The 20,768-nt window shown below is 37.2% G+C and carries 16 protein-coding genes; 15 read left to right on the top strand and 1 reads right to left on the bottom strand.

The genetic code is table 11. The features are described 5' to 3' along the window. Positions 1-177 precede the first annotated feature (177 nt). Complete coding sequence (locus LPB248_RS00225; protein WP_177209618.1) at positions 178-1,752, bottom strand: tetratricopeptide repeat protein; 1,575 nt, start codon at positions 1,750-1,752, stop codon at positions 178-180. A gap of 233 nt (positions 1,753-1,985) precedes the next feature. Here LPB248_RS00225 and LPB248_RS00220 point away from each other — a divergent pair, with 233 nt between their 5' ends. From LPB248_RS00220 to LPB248_RS00150, 15 genes are all read left to right on the top strand, one after another. Further along, entirely contained in the window at positions 1,986-2,237 is a 252-nt protein-coding gene (locus LPB248_RS00220; protein WP_177209617.1) for a hypothetical protein, read from the top strand. 74 nt (positions 2,238-2,311) lie between these two features. Beyond that, positions 2,312-3,535: a DcaP family trimeric outer membrane transporter gene (locus tag LPB248_RS00215; protein ID WP_255462967.1), complete on the top strand. Its 1,224-nt coding sequence runs from the start codon at positions 2,312-2,314 to the stop codon at positions 3,533-3,535. A gap of 24 nt (positions 3,536-3,559) precedes the next feature. Continuing rightward, positions 3,560-4,579, top strand: a complete 1,020-nt coding sequence (gene glsA / locus LPB248_RS00210) for a glutaminase A (protein ID WP_177209616.1) — start codon at positions 3,560-3,562, stop codon at positions 4,577-4,579. 58 nt (positions 4,580-4,637) lie between these two features. Then, positions 4,638-5,765 (top strand): amidohydrolase family protein, encoded by a 1,128-nt coding sequence (locus tag LPB248_RS00205; protein WP_218279837.1) that lies wholly within the window; start codon positions 4,638-4,640, stop codon positions 5,763-5,765. Positions 5,766-5,812: 47 nt separating this feature from the next. Continuing rightward, a complete protein-coding gene (locus LPB248_RS00200; protein WP_218279836.1) occupies positions 5,813-7,108 on the top strand; it encodes a hypothetical protein in 1,296 nt (431 codons plus the stop codon). Between the two features lie 561 nt (positions 7,109-7,669). Then, complete coding sequence (locus LPB248_RS00195) at positions 7,670-8,110, top strand: DUF3302 domain-containing protein (protein ID WP_177209615.1); 441 nt, start codon at positions 7,670-7,672, stop codon at positions 8,108-8,110. 181 nt (positions 8,111-8,291) lie between these two features. Further along, on the top strand, positions 8,292-9,332 hold the full coding sequence (locus LPB248_RS00190; RefSeq protein WP_218279835.1) for an HlyD family secretion protein: 1,041 nt from the start codon (positions 8,292-8,294) through the stop codon (positions 9,330-9,332). 5 nt (positions 9,333-9,337) lie between these two features. Further along, on the top strand, positions 9,338-10,762 hold the full coding sequence (locus LPB248_RS00185; protein ID WP_177209613.1) for an efflux transporter outer membrane subunit: 1,425 nt from the start codon (positions 9,338-9,340) through the stop codon (positions 10,760-10,762). A 54-nt stretch (positions 10,763-10,816) separates the two neighbouring features. Next, positions 10,817-11,965, top strand: a complete 1,149-nt coding sequence (locus tag LPB248_RS00180; RefSeq protein WP_177209612.1) for a porin — start codon at positions 10,817-10,819, stop codon at positions 11,963-11,965. A 22-nt stretch (positions 11,966-11,987) separates the two neighbouring features. Then, entirely contained in the window at positions 11,988-13,418 is a 1,431-nt protein-coding gene (locus tag LPB248_RS00175) for an anion permease (RefSeq protein ID WP_177209611.1), read from the top strand. A gap of 160 nt (positions 13,419-13,578) precedes the next feature. Continuing rightward, a complete protein-coding gene (locus LPB248_RS00170; RefSeq protein ID WP_218279834.1) occupies positions 13,579-14,598 on the top strand; it encodes a hypothetical protein in 1,020 nt (339 codons plus the stop codon). A gap of 154 nt (positions 14,599-14,752) precedes the next feature. Continuing rightward, the gene (locus LPB248_RS00165) at positions 14,753-15,244 is read left to right on the top strand and encodes a YybH family protein (RefSeq protein ID WP_177209609.1); all 492 of its coding nucleotides are present in this window, start codon (positions 14,753-14,755) and stop codon (positions 15,242-15,244) included. Between the two features lie 71 nt (positions 15,245-15,315). Next, positions 15,316-16,143, top strand: a complete 828-nt coding sequence (locus tag LPB248_RS00160; RefSeq protein ID WP_177209608.1) for a universal stress protein — start codon at positions 15,316-15,318, stop codon at positions 16,141-16,143. Between the two features lie 1,752 nt (positions 16,144-17,895). After that, a complete protein-coding gene (locus LPB248_RS00155; protein WP_177209607.1) occupies positions 17,896-18,807 on the top strand; it encodes a type IX secretion system membrane protein PorP/SprF in 912 nt (303 codons plus the stop codon). Between the two features lie 10 nt (positions 18,808-18,817). Continuing rightward, on the top strand, positions 18,818-20,761 hold the full coding sequence (locus tag LPB248_RS00150) for an OmpA family protein (protein WP_177209606.1): 1,944 nt from the start codon (positions 18,818-18,820) through the stop codon (positions 20,759-20,761). Positions 20,762-20,768: the final 7 nt, after the last annotated feature.

Genomic DNA, 20,768 nt, shown 5'->3' with positions numbered 1-20,768 from the left:
AATCACAAAAATTAAAATACTAACGAGTTAACAGACAGTTCCATATACTCTTTTTTTGAGTTCCAAATATACTAATAATAACTTAATGTTTCCGTGTAGGAAATTAAAACTCTTGTATATAGTCGCAAAAAAGGCACCAACTCCACTATTTACTTCGGAGCGATAACACATGAGTTTTTATTTTTGAATTTCAAGACCTAGTCTTTCCAAACTTCCAATTATACGAATAGTTAAGTCTTCTGTCAGTATATAACTAGAGAGCATAGTTTTAATTTTAATTGGCGTTTCCGGTTCAATTTCAATAAGTTTTGTTAGATATTTTTTAGCTTCTGCATCTTCATTCAAAAACGATAGCGAGACGGATTTAAGCAAAGGATCCCAGAAAGTTTCTTCACAATCCATCTTTTCAGCCCAAAGAAAGGCATTTCGATAATCTTCTTTTGCCATATAATAATAGCAATACCCAATGTTTATCCACCATGGATAATGAGGATTTGCTTGGATCGCCTTGTCCATAATCAAAAAGCCTTTTTCAAAATACCCTGCAAAAATTAGCAGACATCCAACTCCCGAAACCATACCTGAGGCGTGAGGATTGATCATTATGCATTTTTCCGCGCAAGTCATACAGGCCTCAGGATCCCTCCTAAATAAATTCGCCCAGGTCAAGGTATGCCAAGCATGCTGACACTCAGGATCAATTTTAATAGATCTCATCAAACAACTATATGCCTCAGCTATTGTATTTTCATTGTCATCTATGCCAAGAGCGATGCCATCCAGATAAAATTCACCGAGCAGTGCCCAGGTCAGAGCATGATTAGGGTGAAGTTTTGCTGCTTCTTTTAGGGTAGAAAATGCAATTTCATAATTTTCGTTTGAATAAGATCGCTGATACTTATAATAATTATATATCCCTCTCCAAGTGCTAAGTTTGCTTGAAACCCTATCAGGATTGGTTTTTATGATTTCCTTAAAGATGAATCCATAATAACCACCAAGAATGTTGGTGCAATGCGAAACAATTTCATTTTGAATTTTATCAATATTTTCAATTACGTTGTGCTCAAATAATTTGGACATGACGTATTTACCCGAAAAAACATTGATAAGATTGATTCTTATCTGTAATTTGTCGGAAATAGAAACAAGAGTTCCCGAAATAATAAAATCTGCTCCTATTGATTTTGCAGCTTCAATTTTGTTTTGATTTACTTTTGAAATTATTTCCGCATCAAAGTGTCCAACTATTGATAGTTCTTGAAATCGGGAAAGCGCAGCACTTAACTCTTCGCAAAGAATTATGGAATAAATATCTAAGTTTTGTTTTTGATTTAATGATATAAAAGGAAAAATAGCAATAACTGGATTTGGGGCCTCTATAGGTGTGAATGTTGGTTGGATAGTATCCCGATAAATAAATTCAGGTATGTAGCAGCCTTTTGGTATTATAATCCTAATGGAGCTATTACCTCCTTCTTTCATATAATATTCTTCTAAGCACCTGCGAAGTCTGCCTGCATGTATGCGTACTACTGAATCGTCATGGGCATTAAAGTCTTGGGATCTGTTGAGCACATTAACAGCAATTGAATACTCTTTTATAAAACCTTGTTTTTCATTAAGGGTTTCGGTAACAATATACCTTAAAAACCGCCGTAAAATGGGAGAGTTTTTTAATGCGGAATGCATTAAAATCGATTCTAGTTCGGAAAAAATTTGCTTATGGGTAATTTTTTTTAAGGCTTCCATTTAATTAGAAATAATTAAAGAAACAATCGAATCGTGGTACATATTATTTTCAAAGTTAATTGTTTTTTAAATGCTCAACGCTTTTAGTTTGTTTTTTGTAGGATTTTAACATTAGTATGTAGTTTTTTTCTTTCATTTCACAGTTAAATTTAACTTCATTTAACCCCGTTTGACTCAAATTACAAAGCAATAGTATTTATATTTGACTGATAATCAATTAAAATAGTGTTAAAATGTCAGTTCCGTCAGCCTTACAAAATGAAAAATTTGCAAATTGTCAAGAATCCATCAAGATTTTGTATTTGGTAGATGATAAGTTTAAGTGTATTTGCGATGATTACTGCACTACAACAGATAAGGTGGAAATTTTTAAGAAAAGAATTGAAGAAGATTTTCGCAACAGGATAGATTATGAAAATTTAGCAAAAGAGTTAGAAGAGGAAATTCTGTTTTATATATCAAATAATACCGATAGGAAGTATTAGGAATTAGTATGCCGAAAAAATTTCATAGAATAAATCTAGAAAATAAACTTAACAATTTTTAATCCATAATCAGTATGAAAAAAATGTTTATAAGAATGGTAAGGATACGATATCTAGCCATTATAATCTCTTTTGTTTTGGCAAGCCAAGTATACGCGCAGGATAACGAGGCTAAAAAAAGTATGGAAATATACGGTTTTATCATGACTGATTTAGGGTATAATTTTAATCAGATACAGGCCGACTGGTACGATGTTGTCAGACCTACTAAATTACCCGCTTTTGAGAATCAATATGGCGTGGACGGAAATTATTATGCCTCTGTACGTCAGACAAGACTTGGATTCAAAAATTATTTTGACACTGGAATAGGAGAGCTGAAAACTCAGTTTGAATTTGAATTGTTTGGAACTGGTGTTGATGCAGGACAAACTACGTTCCGCTTACGTCATGCTTATGCCGAATTAGGAAAATTTGGAGCCGGTCAAACTTGGAGTCCTTTTATGGATATTGATGTTTTTCCAAATACCTTAGAATATTGGGGACCATCAGGTATGGTATTCTTTCGAAACATACAAATCAGGTACATGCCAATTCAGGGCGACACGCGTTTGACTATTGCACTGGAAAGACCCGGAGCAAGTGCAGATCAGGGGGTTTATGCAAATCGAGTTGAGCTCCAGGGAGTAAATACTAGATTTCCCTTGCCTGATCTTTCAGCAGAATATCATTATGGCGCTAATTGGGGATATGTCGAACTAGCGGGTATGCTGAGAAAAATCGAATGGAAAGACCAAAATAACGATCAGTATGATTTATCTGGCGATGCCCTTGGATGGGGACTTAATTTAAGCACCAACCTTAAATTTACCAAAAAAGATGTTTTTCGCGGACAGGTTGTATATGGTGAAGGAATCCAAAACTATATGAATGATGCGCCGGTTGATATAGGTATTAAAAATCAATTATCTAATCCCACAGCCCCTGTCAAAGGCGTTGCTCTTCCGGTTCTTGGTATTGTTGCTTTTATTGATCACACCTGGAGTGATAAATTCAGCACCTCGTTGGGGTATTCAATGATTGATATTGATAATTCTGATGGGCAGACGGATGATGCCTTCAAGAAGGGCCAGTACGCAGCGGCAAATATTTTGTACTATCCGGCAAAAAACTGCATGGCGGGAGTCGAATTTCAATGGGGAAGCCGTGAAAATTTCAGAGACGGATGGGATACCTCAATCGCCAAAATCCAGTTTTCTTTTAAATACAATTTTTCAGAAGTATTTTATAAAAAATAAATTCATTATTTAAAACATAACGAAATGAAAACAAAATTCAACAAAAGTATTATTCTTGTTATAGCAGTAATATTACTTCCGCTATTTAAAGCTCTTGCGCAAAAAGAACCAGCTTATCAGGCAGCTATTGATCACGCATATGCTAAGTACAAAGACCTTAAAGAGGGAAAAAATGCCGATTACATAAAAGAACTGGCAACTGTTGATTCTAATATTTACGGTATTGCTATAGTAACAGTTGATGGTAAAGTGTATACAAAGGGAAATCTAGATGATCGCGTGTCAATTCAGTCAATCTCCAAAGTATTTACTCTGGCCAAGGTTATAGAAGAACAAGGACCAAGAGCAGTTGCTGAAAAAGTGGGAGTTGATGCCACAGGGCTTCGATTTAATTCCATCGTAGCCATTGAACTGCAAAAAGGAAAAGAAATTAATCCTTTGGTGAATCCGGGGGCTATTGCGACGGTAAGTTTAATAAAAGGCAATGATTCTGTTGCTAAATGGAAAAATATTTTGGATACTCATAATGCCTTTGCAGGAACTACACTCAAAGTAAATAAACCGGTGTATATTAGTGAAGCTGGTGATAACCTGCGAAATCAGGCTATTGCACATTTACTTTTAGCATACGGTCGTATGTATTTTGATCCTGTGCAGACAACAGATGTCTATACCAAACAATGTGCAATAAATGTTAATGCTAAAGATCTTGCCGTTATGGCATCTACACTGGCCAACGGAGGTATTAATCCAGTTACGGGAGTTCAAGTGGTTTCGCCTGAAACGTGTGCTTTTACAATGGGTATAATGTCAACAGCAGGTTTATATGATGATTCAGGACAATGGTTATACGCTGTAGGTCTTCCAGGAAAAAGCGGCGTAGGTGGCGGGATCATTGCTGTTTGCCCAGGCAAATTTGGCATAGCAGTCATTTCTCCTCCTCTGAATGAAGTTGGAAATAGTGTTAAAGCACAAAAGACCATTTTTGATATTGTTAAAGAGCTCGATGTCAATCCCTATCATGTAACTCCAAAAAAGAAGTAAAAGAATAGCTATTTCTTAGAGTAAAAATTTATTAAGCATTCATTTAATCAAAGTCAAAATGAATAAAATGCAAATAAAAAGTAAGTCAATTTTAGTTTTAGTGTTGTTCTATATGCATTTAGGTATTTCCACAGCACAAAATAAAACTGAAAAAGTTGACTATCTATATAACGACAGCCATTTTCATCTTACCAATTATGTTCAGGAAGGAATAACGGCAAAAAAGTTTTTGGAGATAATGGGCAATAAAGTTGGGCGTTCCACTTTGTTTGGTATTCCACTGCAGCAGCAGTGGTCTTATCAGAATTCAGGTAAATTCAGTCCGACTTATTACTTGCAGAGCGATGCGCCTCTATATTACTACTCTTTTACTGATGCCTATATAGCCATGCAATATAAGTCACTCACAAAGGAGCAGCAGTCAAGATTTGATCCTATGATTATTGGATTCAATCCCGCAGATATGTATGCGTATAAGCATATTGAGCGGGTGCTGAGAACTTTTCCCGGAGTTTTTTCAGGAATAGGCGAATTCTCGATCCATAAAGAATTTGTATCCTCAAAAGTTGCAGGAGAGGTGGCTAGTTTAACCAATCCGGCCTTAGACAGCATTTTAGATTTTGCAGGCAAGGTAGGTCTTATTGTCGTATTGCATAATGACATGGATATGCCGATGGCAAAGCCAAAAACAGAACCTGCCTATTTGACGCAGATGAAAGATGTGCTTAAACGTCATCCGCAAACTACGATTATCTGGGCGCATATAGGTCTGGGGCGTATAGTGCATCCGGTAGGCTATGGAGCTTCTCCCGATAGTGACACTGGGCAAAGGCCTCCAAACCATATAGAAATAGTAAAAGAGATATTGGAAGACCCGGCAATGAAACATGTCTATTTTGATATTTCCTGGGATGAAGTGGCTAAATATATAATAGCAAGTCCTCAAAGCATTAAAAATAGTGCGGATGTAATCAATAAATATCCAGATCGTTTTTTGTTTGGCACAGATGTAGTGGCACCACCAGATCAGAAATTTTATCTCGCAGTTTACAATATGTACGAACCATTTTGGAAAGCACTTACAACAGAGACCAGTGAGAAGGTCAGAAAAGGAAATTATGAAAAACTTTTTAATGATGCTCGTGGAAAAGTAAGGGATTGGGAAAAGATAAATATCAAAAATTAAAGATTTCAAAAAGTGTAGAAATGTTTTAATAACAAATAGCTAAAATTATGCGATCAAAACTTTTATACGCCGTCTTATTATTCGTTTATTTAAATTCAGCATGGGCTCAAATTCCATCTAATCCGGTCAGTGTAGACAGCATTGGAGAACAAAAAGAAGATGATCACAGGCCAGGTTCGGGATTCCTTGTAGTCAATAGCAAAAAAGCAACCCTTACGATTTCCCCTTATGTAACAATCCGTTATTTAAATCAAGGTGCATTAGATGATACTTATACAAATCATTTAGGACAAACCTCTATTATAGATAAAAGAAATGATCTGCAGTTTCAAAAAGCAGTTGTATATTTTAAAGGATGGCTGGTGGATCCTAAATTCAGATATCTACTGTATGTCTGGTCGGCTAATGCCAATCAGGGACAGGGTGCACAGGTTGTGGTAGCGGGAAATCTGCAGTATGAAATTAACAGGCATTTTGATATTGGTGCCGGTATCGGAAGCCTTCCAACAAGCCGTTCGCTTATAGGCAATTGGCCGTTTTGGCTTCGTCAGGATGCCAGACCTATGGCAGAGGAGTTTTTCAGGGGTTCTTTTACGACAGGAATCTGGGCGCAGGGCGAAATAACCAAGGGGATTTATTATAAAACAATGCTCGGCAATAATTTAAGCCAGCTAGGTGTTGACGCCGGGCAGCTTGATAATGGTTTCAACACTTTTAGTACCTCTGTCTGGTGGACAACAAATGACTTTGGAAGAGTGGCCAATTTTGGTGACTTCGAAAGGCACGAAAAACTGGCGACACTTTTAGGAGGAGCCTATACTACAAGTAAAGAGTCCAGACAATCTCAGGCTGGGACGGAAGATCCTGAGAATTCACAGATTAGATTGTCTGATGGAACGGGAGTTTTTGCACTGAATGCTTTTGGGAATGGAACTCAGGTATTATCAGCCAAATATCAGATGACTTCTTTTAATGGAGGACTTAAATATAAAGGATTATCATTAGATTTAGAATATTATATTAGGTGGGTTAATGATTTTGAATCTACCGGAACATTGCCAGTATCCGAGTTATTTGATAATGGATATGCCATTCAGGCATCGGGCATGTTAATTAACAAAACTCTTCAGATGTACAGCACCTATTCTTACATCGATGGTGAATATGGAAAACCTTGGGAGGTGACTTGCGGACTTAACTGGTATATTTTAAAAAGCAGGGTTCTTCGTATAAATCCAGAAGTATTATATGTTGAAAATTCACCGGTAGGATATCTGAGTTACCCCACTGTAGTTGGGGCTAAAGGTTTAATAGGAATGCTGAATCTGGAATTGTTTTTCTAGATAGCAACCCTACGATATAGAAATTAAAGAAATTTAAAGATTTCATTTTTTAATTTTTTTGGTTGATAAATAGTTTCGGGGGTTTATTTTATGGATAGGAGATAAATCAATAAAATTATGTGATATACTTTTTATTATAGGAAGGCGCTCTAAAGTAAATGTTCATGGAGGATTAATAAGATTGTAAGGGTTTTTAAGTCATAAGAATGAAAAGGATGGATTAACTTGGAGGATCGGGACCTGTTTTTTTAATACCTGCAGATACGGATGATTTTTTAATCATCAATAAATTTGATGTGAGTCCCGCAGATGTTATTTTAAAACAAAATAGGAAGCCAGTACTACCGCAAGTTGGCTAAGACCCACAATAAGCTGATTGACAAGTATTGAAAAATAGAAAGTTTCCCTGCTTATAGGATCCAGATTCAATTTGGCCGCCCCAGAAGCAAATAAAGCAGATTGGGGCATGCGGGCTGTTGTTATTTTTATTTTTTCAAAGTAAAAAATTAGGATTTATCTATAGGAAGCAACTTAAATTAACAGGTTTAAAATCAAATTGCCATGAAAAAAAATGCTACAAACTTAAAATATTGTACAATTTGTCCTTATTTAGGAATTGTTCTTTTTCTGCTATTAATTCCGCAATCTGCAAATGCCCATGCATCGGGAGAAGCTTTGGACAGTATCGCTGAAGCAGTCAGCTGGGTCGTTTTAATAATTGCACCGATAATTGGGATAACCGTCTTTTTGATGGTACATATTTTACCTGAGAAAATAGCTGAAAAAAGGAAACATCCACAGGCAGAAGCAATAAAAACCCTGTGCCTGCTATCATTGGCATTTGGAGGTCTACTTTGGCCACTGGCTTGGCTCTGGGCCTACTCAAAACCGGTATTCTATAAAATGGCCTATAAAACAGATCAGGGTGACTATCATGAACCTACAATGAAGGATTTAGCGGAAGAAAAAGCTGCTGAAAGAGAAAAAGAAGACTTGGAATAAAAAAATTTAAACTGCCTGATTAAATCTTAATATACATTTTATGGAAATTTTACTATTAGCAATTTACGGTGTATTTGTCTGGCTCATTTTCTTTAAATTTAAATGGCTACCATGGAATACGACCAGCCAGATAATTTCGATAGCCATTCCTGTTATATTTTTAACGCTGCTGATTCTATTTTTGAATCTATTTGCGCCTTCTTCTCATGACGTTCGGGTTATCAATTATACTGTAGAGATTGTACCGACGGTTTCAGGACAGGTTATTGATGTTCCTGTTGAGCCCAATACCCATGTTAAAAAGGGAGAAGTGCTTTTTAAAATTGATCCGGTCCCATTTCAGAATAAAATTAATAATCTGCAGGCAAGGTTGCCTTCATTGGAAGCCAAAATTGTCAGCGCAAAAGCATATGACCGAGAACTGGAAGCACAATTGCAGTCTGCTGAGAATACTATTGGCGTGGTAAATGCCAAATACCAGCTGGCTTTAAAAAGGGTAGATCAGACCAAAGCGCTTGCAGGAGCTGGAGCAGGTACAAAATTTGATTATGAGCAGGCGCAGGCTGATCTTCAGGATCTCGAATCTCAAATTGGTGTTTCTAAAGCTCAGAAATCCGCAATTCTTCAGCGTATGTCGGCAAAAGCCAGTTCAGGAGAACTTTCTGAAATAACACAGGCAAGAGCAGATTTAGAAGAAGTAAAATCACAGATAAAAGATGCCAAATGGCAGCTTTCACAAACTGTATTTTATGCCCCTGCAGATGGCCGGGTCATCAATCTGCAGCTTCGAAAAGGTTCGATGGCTGTGCAGCTTCCATTGAAACCTGTTATGAGTTTTGTGGAAGATGAACAATGGGTAATAGCATTTTTTGAACAAAACGAACTGCGATATGCTAAAAGAGGGGATGAGGCAGAAGTTGCCTTGAAGCCCTATCCGAATCATATCATAAAATGCCAGGTTGAAAATATTGTCTGGGCAACCGGGCAGGGACAGATACCGATGAGCGGGCTTGTCCCTCAAACTGGAAGCGAAGCACCTCCAGAGGGACGTTTTGCCGTGCGCCTAAAAGTAGCCCAAACTGATAAAGACCTTTTTCTGGCTCCCGGAGCAATGGGTCAGGGCGCTATTTTTACAGATAGCGGAAAACCTATTCAATTGGTAAGAAAAGTGATTCTTAGAGTAGGTACAAAACTCGATTGGCTTATTCTTAAATTACACTAATCAGAATGAGAGTATATCAAACAAATTATTCGAGAATATATACGGGTAAAATTTTGCTTATTGGCTTTATTTCTGCCCTGATGCTTTATGGCTGCAAGGTAAAAACTCCGCCGGAAAATAAGGAACTCCAGAAAGAAGCTTTTACAAATTTGATTTTGCCTTCCAATTGGAAAGCAGCCAAAACTGATGCCACCGATGCCACAGCGGTTCAAAATAACTGGATTTCTTTTTTTAATGATCCCGCATTGGATTCGATTGTTGCGGAGGCCATACGATACAATGTTGATCTCAGAGTCAGCAGTGCCAGAATTGAGCAAGCCTCCGGTTATGTAAAAGCATCTCAGGCTGCACTTCGTCCAGCAGTAAGTTTGTTAGGCCGATCAAGCACAAAAATGGGCGATGATTTGAACTCAGGTTTAAGCGGGGCCTTATTTTCTGCTTCATGGGAACTTGATATTTGGGGAAAATTAAGAAATGCAAGAAATGCGAATCAGGCAATATTTGTTGCAACGCAAAAAGATTACAAATTTGCTAAACTATCTATTTCAGCGGCAGTAGCTCGAAATTGGTACTTGGCATCTGAAACTTATCTGGAAAGCCAGCTGGCTGATCAAATGGTGGATGCCTCGCAGGAAATTTTAGCTTTAGCGAAGAAACGACATGAAATAGGGATCGGAACAGAAATTGATATCGAGGTTGCCAGTTCCAATCTGAGCGTTATGAAAGATGGCCAACAGCAGCTTAAGCTGGCTTATTCAAATCAATTGCGAGCATTAGAGATTCTGCTTGGAAGGTATCCATCGGCAGAAATTCAGGTTAACAAGGAATTAATTGAGATTAAAGGTACAATACCAGCTGGAATTCCATTGCAGATTTTAGAAAACAGGCCTGACATTGTTGCTGCTGAAAAAAGATTTGCAGCAGCATTTCACAGAGTTGAAGAGTCTAGACTGGCCCGTTTGCCTAATTTGAAGCTGACTGGAAGTTTTGGTGCCATTACAAGTGAAGTCATTCAGTTAAAACCTGATTTTTCCAATCCGATCGGAGGTGTTGGAGGAACTGTCGCGCAGCCGCTTTATTTGGGAGGTGCAATTAATGCCAATATAGTAATCAGAACTGCGGAACAAAAAGTAGCTGTGGCAGAATACGCACGTTCAGTACTTAATGCTATAGCTGATGTAGAGAATGCTCTAGATGCTGTGCAGACTGTCGAAGAAAGAGAAAAATTATTACGATTGTCGGTTACTAGCAATCAAAAATCATTTCAATTGGAGCAAAAGTTATTTGAGGTGGGAAAAACAGATTTAAGAAGTGTTTCCAAACAGCAGATAGATCTATTTGCCTCACAGATAAGTCTGTTAAGAATTCAAAGTGAAAAAATCACCCAGCGCATCAATCTTTTTCTAGCATTAGGAGGAAACAGCAACTAAATTCTATTATTGGATTAAATCATTTTTATAAATCTTTATTGAAACCCATTTTTTATGAAATGTACTAATAGTCTAGGAATAATAATTGTTTTTATACTGGCCATACATCCAGTTTTTGTAGGAGCTCAGACAACGGGGGGCTCTGAAGCTGAAAACACGGTAAAATACCCTCAATTTCAATTTAAAGGACTTTTTCAGGGAAGGTTTCTCGGCGCCATGACAGACAATGTTGACGTACTTGGCGTTCAGCATACTACTGGTGAAGTTACCCAGACTTCTTTTGATATCAAAAGAATGCGTGTTGGTGTGAACGCTAAAATCAGCCCAGAAACTGAAGTTGTCATTTTAGCAAACCTGGCCGATTTTAAATCTGATCCAAAAGGGAAAGTTTTAGAGAATGCTTATGCAAAATATACATTCAGTAGATATGTTGCCTTAATTGGAGGGCAGTTCAGGGCTCCATTTGGCATTGAAGATCAGGTTTCTGTGGACATCATTAAATCGTTTGATTTCTCAAACCAATATTATGAATTCGGGAAAAATGGCTGGACCAGTTTTCAACTCGGGGCTTCCGTTCTCGGGTCAGTTGATATTGGCAAGGTCCCTGTAGATTATGCCCTTACCGTTTTGAATGGAAATGGAAAAGATCAGGAAAAAGATAAGGATAATGGAAAGCAATATTTTTCAAGATTGGTATTCGGGCTATCAAAAAAGAATAAAATTAATCTGGGTTTAAACGGCGGAATGGGAGTTGTTTTTGGACAGGATGTTTTTGCAGTAGGGGCAGATATGACCAGCAATTTCAAACTTGCAGATAAATTGAATCTAGAGGTGCAGATTGAATACAAGCAAGGGACAAATCATAATTTATATTTTTCTCTGCCTGTCGGTGGCCGAACGGCAAGTGTTGCCGATTATCAAATGCGCGGGGCGTATATTCTGCCGAATTTGAGATATTCGATTGCTTACAAAAGGTTGTCCTCTATAGAATTTTCCTGTCGATATGAGACTTTTAATCCCAGTTATAAGATCGATTCAAACGTAAGGCAAACCTATACTCCGATGGTCAGTCTCGAATTTGGCAAAGCCTACACAGGCCGTATCGAGTTAGGATTTACACTTGACAATTATGAAAAAGATATCCCGGATACATCGACCTACAGCAGCAATCTATTTTTAATTCAGCTGCAATGCCGTCTTTAGTTTAACTTAAATTCTCATTCTTATGAAAGAAGTAAAAATTACCCAAACACTCATCACACTGGCAGTTGGAGTAATCATCTGGCTTATTCCGGCTCCTGAAGGTGTTGTAATTGAGGCCTGGCATTTGTTTGCCATTTTTGTGGCCACAATACTTGGAATTATTCTCAAAGCGGCTCCCATGGGAACCATCTGCATGATCGCGATTGCACTGACTGCATTTACGCAGGTTCTGGCACCGGGTGAAGCAGGAAAATCCATCACACTTGCGTTGAAAGGTTTTGGAGATAAAGTAATCTGGCTTATAGGTATTTCGTTTTTCATTGCAAGGGGCTTTATCAAAACAGGATTAGGAAATAGAATTGCCTTTCTCTTTATTAAAGTATTCGGAAAAAGTTCTCTCGGACTGGCATACGGTTTAGGTTTGGCCGATCTGGTTCTTGCGCCTGCCGTACCAAGCAATACTGCTCGCGGTGGCGGAATTATTTATCCAATTATGAAATCAATGTCAATGAGTTTCGGTTCAATGCCGGAGCAGCCTGAAACGCACCGAAAATTAGGTGCCTTCCTAACATTGAATAGCTATAACATGAACCTGATTGCATCGTCAATGTTTCTAACGGGAACAGCGAGCAATCCAATGTGCCAAAAATTCGCACTTAATCTGGGAATCAAAATTTCGTGGATGTCATGGGCAACTGCAGCAATTGTTCCGGGTATCGTTTCCTTTTTTGTAATTCCTTTTGTCCTATATAAAATTTATCCGCCAGAACTTAAAAAAACCGGAGACGCTCCGCAAATTGCAGGCCAGAAATTAAAAGAAATGGGACCAATTTCCCGAAATGAATGGCTAATGCTGCTGACCTTCTTCATCTTGTTATTTCTTTGGATAACCGGTGATTTGTTTTCTATCGATGCTACAACCACAGCTTTTATTGGTCTGGTTGTACTATTACTGACTTCAGTATTGACCTGGGAAGATGTCAAAGGCGAAAAAGGCGCCTGGGATACGATAGTTTGGTTTTCTGTTTTAGTAATGATGGCCAGCTCGCTCAATGAATTAGGATTTATTGGCTGGTTCAGCGATCAGGTAAAAGCGCAGATTGGCAGTTTAAGCTGGCAAATGGCGTTCCCAATTATCATTTTGGTGTACTTTTTCAGCCATTATCTTTTTGCAAGCGCAACAGCGCATGTGGCCGCCATGTATGCAGCACTGTTAGGCGTTGGTGTTTCAATCGGGGTTCCGGGTCTGCTGCTTGCATTCATGCTTGGATTTGTAGGTTCATTATACGGAACCCTAACCCATTATGGCCACGGGCCTGCTCCTGTTTTCTTTGGAAGCGGTTATGTCGATCTAAAAAGCTGGTGGGTCAAAGGGCTGATAACAGGACTCGTTCTGCTTTTTATTTACATGGTTATTGGAGGATTATGGCTTCGTGTTATAGGCTATTTCTAGAGTCTGGCTTATAAATAGCAGGCAATTCTTCTCTTAAACTCAAAGTTAATACAATGTAAAAAGTGAATGTATCATGAAAAATGTAATATTTTACGCAATAGTTTTATTATCAGGCTTTTTTAATGGAAATGTTTTTTCCCAGACACAGGAGGATCAGAAAATGCTGGGACTTCCCGGAGATAATCTGGATTTGTATGCTGTACTGACTCTGTTTCAAAAATCAAAAACCATTGAGGAGTTTGAAAAATCATTAAACGAGCAGAAAACGGGTATAAATAACCTTGACTTGGATTTGGATAAAAAAGTTGATTTTATAAAGGTCGTTACAAAAAAGGAAGATTCCTCATTTACATTCATACTTCAGGATGCGGTAAGCAAAACAGAAACACAGGATGTTGCGGTAATTCTAGTTGAAAAGGATAAAAATGGTAAAGTCAGTTTACAGATCGTAGGTGATGAAGATTTATATGGAAAAGACTATGTGATCGAGCCAAAGCCGGCAGGAAGTGTCAGTGATCCTGTCACTGCTAATCCTGCCTACACGGGGCCAGACCCGGTTACAGTTAATACTCCTGCAACAACAGTTGTGGCAGTAGAAGCTGCGCCCATTATTCAGTATGTGTATTCACCAGCCTACGTGCCTTATACACCGCCCTATTATTATGGATTCTATCCTCCTTATTTTGCAGCTTTCTCGGTAATGGCACTTGGAATTTACTGGCATAATAATTTTTATTTTCATGGCGGTTATTACGGGGGGCATTATGGAGGAGGCAACACGGTAATTATCAACAATCGCAATCACTACAATAATTATCATAATAATAAAATGAGATCAAATACCGTGTCCCGAAATAATGCAGGCGGGAGATATAATAATCGTCCTTCTGCAGGAGGCATAAACCGTCCTTCAACGCTGCCCAATAAAGGGGTTAACCGTCCATCTTCCGGGATTTCGCGTCCATCTGGCGGAGGCCTTAATCGACCATCTACTTTGCCCTCCTCAAACAGTTTTCAGCCATCACGTTCAAATAATCGAATATCGCCTTCAGGCAGCCGTGGCGGCTCAGGCTTTTCACAGGGACGCAGCCGGGCTGGCGCAGGCGGATTTAGCGGCTCAGGCGCAATGAGAGGAGGCGGCGGAATGAGAGGAGGAGGAGGAGGAGGAAGAAGAAGATAGCGAATCGCTCAATTTTTAAAAACGCAGTTTCAAATGATTTGCTCACAAGCTGAACCTATATTTAAAATATTTTAAAACCAGGACCTCGCCTACCCAATCACTTGACAAACATCTAATGAACCTGAAGGAGTCTAATGATCAAATCCATAAAATTATGAAAAAGAAAATTATCAGATCAGCAGCTTGCAGTGGCATATTGATTATGCTGGCCGCCTGCAATTCAAAAGAAAAAGAAAATGCAGTAGCAGTCATTGATAAAGAAAAGGTAAAAAAAGAGATTCAGTCTCGTGAAAATGAATTTGCTGCCATTTATAATAAAGGCAAGGTAATAGATATTGATTATTATGCAGATGACTCCAAAAGTTTTTATCAGAATACAGCTCCGCTAGTTGGAAGGGAAGCAATTATAGAATTTTTAAAATCGGCTTCAGCTTCAAATTCAAACAGGATATCTTTTAATACCAATGAAGTTTTTGTATCAGTTGATGGCGAGCAGGTTCTGGAAGTTGGTTCCTTCAAGCTTGTAGATTCTTCCAATGCAATAATAGACAATGGGAACTACATGAGCCTGTTTGTGAAAAGAAATGGCAAATATGTATGTGTTCGTGATATGAGCACTTCCGATTATAATTCTGAAAAAAAATAATATTTCAATAAAATATTTATAGAAAACCGTACTATTTTCAAACTAACGAAAGTTACCTAAAATATTTAATTATGGCATTTCCAGCACCAATAATTGCAGCAACAGATTTTTCATCCAAAGCGGAAAGCGCGGTGGCGTACGCTTGCGAGCTTGTAAAAGCAAGAGATACCAAACTTATTCTTCTTAATTCATTTTCATTGTCCATCCATAGTTTAAATTACAGGATATCGGCCGCAGCAGCACAGAAGGAATTTGATTATACGACAGAAAGGCTCATCAGCCTGGGAAATGATTTATCAAGAAGATATAACATAAAAGTGGAGAGCTACTGCCTATATATGTCATCATGGGAAAAAGAACTTTCTGCTTTTATTCAAATCCATGAGGCTGAACTTCTCGTAATGGGAATGGCCGAAAGGTCGCCGGAACAGGATTTGATGGGGAATTCTACAACTACCGTAATAAAAAAGATCAGTATTCCGGTAATGGCTGTTCCTGAGCACGCCCGCTTTAATGACGTTAAGAAAATACTTTTTGCCTTTGACAATCTGAATTTATCAAAAGTAAAAAGATTGGACTGGTTTATAAGCAAGGCAAAAATTTTCAAGGCTGAAGTTGAGTTTTTTAGCGTAGATCAAAAAGATGGGGAACTCAAGACGGAGCCAAACAGGGAAGATATTATTGATGATCCTGATCTTAAAGTTAAGTTTGTTTTTAAAAGTCTGAGTTCAGATACTGTATTGAATGAAATTAAAAATGAAATTAAAAATTACGATGCTGACATTTTAGTCATGGTGCCTCAAAAACATGGTTTTTGGGATTCCCTTCTGCATATAAGCAAGACCAGAGCTATGGCATCGGGTCTGGATATACCCTTGTTGTCATTGCCCAATTACTGATGCGGTACTTTTATAAAAAATTCGCGCTAACAGAAGCGCAATTTTTTTGAGGGTTGCTGATGTTGTTTTTTTAGAGCTCTTCCCGCTATACGTTTCAATCTTTTGTGCCGAACCCGGGCACAAAAGGATTTCCACTGCTATCGGGGCTAGGCAATGTGGAGCCATGTTCCTTCTTTTGAGAACAATAGTCCAACCCAATTGCTATATTAAAAAATCATTGGCAATTCAATGCTGATTCGGCAAGTTATTCTCCTGAAAGTAGAGATTTTCTGTTTGAAATATAAAATACGGCAGAGCCTTTCTGAGCCTTGCACTGATTTTTCAATTGTGCAAGTATCGCTTGCACAATTACAGGGTATCGCATTAGCTGCTTGGTTTTATTTTTAGTTCTGATGTCTCTATAGAAAATGCACCGTCGATAGGGTTAATAGCTTGATTAAAAACAATAAAAAACAGCACCAATTGTCTTCAATTGGTGCTATTTGGCTGTGTGGTGACCTCGACTGAACAATTTACAAACCATTTTATGAATGATTTAAAGAAATTGGCTTACTTTCAAGTGAATTTGTAAGATAATTATTTTAAATTTTTATTCAAGAGCGGTTTGTATGTATTGTAGGGGTTAAACGTTAAAAAATGTTAAAACATATGTATAATTAAATTTGTTAAGCTATAATTGTCTTCTATAAAAATTCTTGACAATAAAATACAGTAATGTCAAAAGAAAGCGGGTTAGTTTTTAGTAAAATTATATAATAATTCGAAGATTATTCAAATCAAAATTTGTTGACAGTATTAGAGTTTATAACTGGCTTTAGTCTAATCAGAAAGTTATTTGGTAGACATTTGTAAGTAATGATAGGATTCGAACTTTATGTAGTTACGTCATTTTTAATTTTTGACTTGATTTTGTGCAGCTACTCTTCTTTCTTCTAGAAATAAGATTTTAATTTTAAATTAATAGATTGATCCTTCTTTTCCTAAACTAATATTGTAATTATTAAAAAACAACCACTTGCTTTTGTGACAAAATTGGAGCTATCTCCAGGAAAAGTAAAAGTGGGAAAGGTAGATTTAGAGTTTTTTATGTTAAAGTTCAAAATTAAACAACCTAAATCGTTGATTATCAATGTAAATTTTTTAGATTTGTAAGAGGTTTAACACTATTATTGGAGTTTGAGAACTTTCGTAATTAGAAATTTTTATGTAATAGTATGATTGAGCGAGTAGATTAACTACTCAAATTTTGAATCTTTAGAGATCTTAAAATTATTTTGTTTGATTTTTTTATGTAGACTGTTAACCAGTTCTCATTGTAAAAGAAATAATATGAGAACTAGATTTCCTTATTTTATCTGATCAATAAAATGAGTGTATTATTAATTGAATTTCTGCCCTCAAATTTTTTGCCTACCCCATCATTAATCAATTCATGATAAACTCATTCGGTTTGTCATCAATTTTTGGCCCCACCTTTTTTTTGTCATTAAGTATTTATTAGAATTTAAAATTCATTATCAGCCAAACCAATTGAAGCCTTTTGATAAAGTGTTGATTCACTTTATATTTTCCAAACCGGTTATTACACTCCTAAAATTTTATCATTTCACTTTGGTCTAGTCTGTAAGATTCCAATAAAGCTATTGGAACTGATTTGACTAATCAGATATGTATTCTATTGATTTTGTTGAAGAGCGCTAGTTCTTATGACTAATCCGTCATGCCTTAATGTTAAATTTAAAAATTTGAAAGATGAGGAAAAAATTACTTTTTTACATATTTCTATTTGGATATTGCGGCAGTTATGCACAGCAGGATGCGCAGTTTACGCAATATATGTATAACACAATAAACATAAATCCTGCCTATGCCGGTTCTCGCGGCGTGCTGAGTATTTTTGCTTTGCATCGTGACCAATGGGTAGGATTGGATGGTGCACCAAAAACAAATACAATTTCTGTAAACACTCCGATAAACAATAGCAATATTGGTCTTGGCGTATCTTTAGTCAACGACAAAATCGGGCCTACAAATGAGAATGAGTTTTCTGTAGATTTATCTTATACAATCCCCACCTCAGAAACATGGAAACTTTCTTTTGGGATAAAAGGTTCAGTAGATGTCTTTAATCTTGATGCAAGCAAACTAAACCCTGAAAATCAAGGCGATCCTCAATTTCAAAACTTAGACAGCGATGTATCTCCCAATGTCGGAGCTGGAATTTATTGGCATTCAGCTCGAGCTTATATTGGATTGTCTGTCCCCAACTTTATTCAGACCAACAGATATGACGACAATGATGTAGCAATTTATAAAGACAAAATAAATTACTACTTGATAGGCGGTTATGTTTTTAATTTTTCACAAGAAATAAAATTTAAACCAGCACTGTTGACTAAAATGGTCGAAGGAGCACCGCTTCAGGTCGATGTATCGGCTAATTTTTTATTCTTCGAAAAATTGACGCTCGGAGTTGCCTATCGTTGGGACGCCGCAGTGAGTGCTATGGCTGGATTTCAAATCACAGATGGATTATATGTTGGCTATGGATACGATCAAGAAACCACCCAATTAAGGAACTATAATTCTGGTTCGCATGAAATATTTCTGCGCTATGAATTCTTTATAAACAATGGCAAAATCACAACTCCTCGTTTCTTCTAAAAAAAGTATCATGAAAAACTATACACTACTTTTCCTTACAGCTGTAAGTACTTTTTCTTTTGGCAGTTATGCGCAGCAAGCCAAAGTAAATTCCGGAGATAAAAAATATGATAATTATGCCTACGTTGATGCGATAAAAACATACGAAAAAGTTGCCAACAAAGGATACAAGTCTGAGGATATGTTTAAAAAACTGGGCAACTCCTATTATTTTAATTCCGATTTTGCAGGCGCCGCAAAATGGTACGGCGAGTTGTTTTCAATGAATACAGCTGTTGAACCAGAATACTATTACAGATATGCACAATCACTAAAGTCAATAGGTGAGGCTGAAAAAGCAAATAAGCTTATGGATGATTTTTATCTTAAATCAAAAAATGATAATAGAGGCAAGCTTTATAAAGACGATGTCAATTATTTGGATGTAATTAAAGCAAACTCAGGAAGATATAAAATTGAAGATGCTGGAGTAAACAGCAAATATTCAGACTACGGATCATTTGTTTACAACAACAAACTTTATTTTGCTTCAGCTAGAGATACCGGAAATTTTACACAGCGAAAACATAAATGGACCGGCGAATATTTTACTAATATCTATAATGCCGATATTAATCCTGAATCTGGAAGCGCGACAAAAGTAAATAAGTTTAAAACTGCAATAAATACCAAATTCCACGAAGCTTCTCCGGTTTTTACACGTGACGGAAAAACAGTTTATTTCACCAGAAATAATTACCTCAATGGAAAAAAAGGAAAAGATGAGAACAAAACGACCTTTATAAAAATCTATAAAGCCACGTTAGATAAAGATAATAAGTGGTCAAATATTACCGAACTTCCTTTTAACAGCAATACATACAGTGTGGCGCATCCAGCTTTAAGTCCCGATGAAAAAACACTTTACTTTGCTTCTGATATGCCAGGTACAATCGGCCAATCTGATTTGTATAAAGTAAGCATAAATTCTAATGGTGGCTACGGAACGCCAGAAAATCTTGGCAATACAATCAATACAGAAGGAAAAGAAACCTTCCCGTATGTGACAAGTGAAAATGAAATTTATTTTTCATCAGACGGTCATCCCGGTTTGGGAGGTTTGGATGTTTTTGTTGCCAATATTGATTCAAATGGCAAAATAAGCAATATCCAAAATTTAGGATCCGATGTCAATTCTCCCAAAGATGATTTTGCTTACATCATTGATCCAGTATCCCGAAGAGGCTATTTTAGTTCGAATAAAGACGGCGGTCATGGTTCTGATGACATCTACAGTTTCTTAGAAACCAGAAGACTTAATTGTATTCAAGAACTTTATGGCGTCATAACTGATGTTCAAACAGGAGCAATTCTGCCTGAAACTAAGGTTACTTTGTTTGACGATCAAATGGCAGTTAAGAGTACTGTCGTTTCGGACAATTCAGGAAATTATTCATTCTCTGTAGAATGCGGTAAAACCTATAATGTGAGAGCCGAAAAAGCTGATTATGAAACTAAGGAAGTTACTGTAACCATTTCAAAAACTACCGGAAAAACCAGCTTGCCAATTGCTTTAGATAGAGGTATTTGCCGAGTAACTGTTGGCGATGATCTTGGAGTTTGCTTTGGTATAAAAATGATATACTTTGATTTGGACAAATCCAATATTAGAACAGAAGCGGCCATAGATTTAGAAAAAATATTGGCTGTCCTAAATGAGTATCCTAAGATGAAACTTGATATTCGTTCGCATACTGATAGTAGAGCATCACATCAATATAACGAAGCTTTATCAGATCGAAGAGCAAAATCTACAATTAGCTGGCTGGTTAAAAACGGTATTTCTTCAGACCGATTAACGGGAAGAGGTTATGGCGAGACACAACTTGTCAATAAATGCTCAGATGGTGTTCCGTGCACCGAAGAAGAACATCAGGCTAATAGACGAAGCGAATTTATTATTACGGCTTTATAACGCTATC

This window comes from Flavobacterium sp. LPB0248, assembly GCF_013388355.1.
Classification (GTDB): domain Bacteria; phylum Bacteroidota; class Bacteroidia; order Flavobacteriales; family Flavobacteriaceae; genus Flavobacterium.
This window is presented reverse-complemented; position numbering and strand designations above follow the sequence as displayed.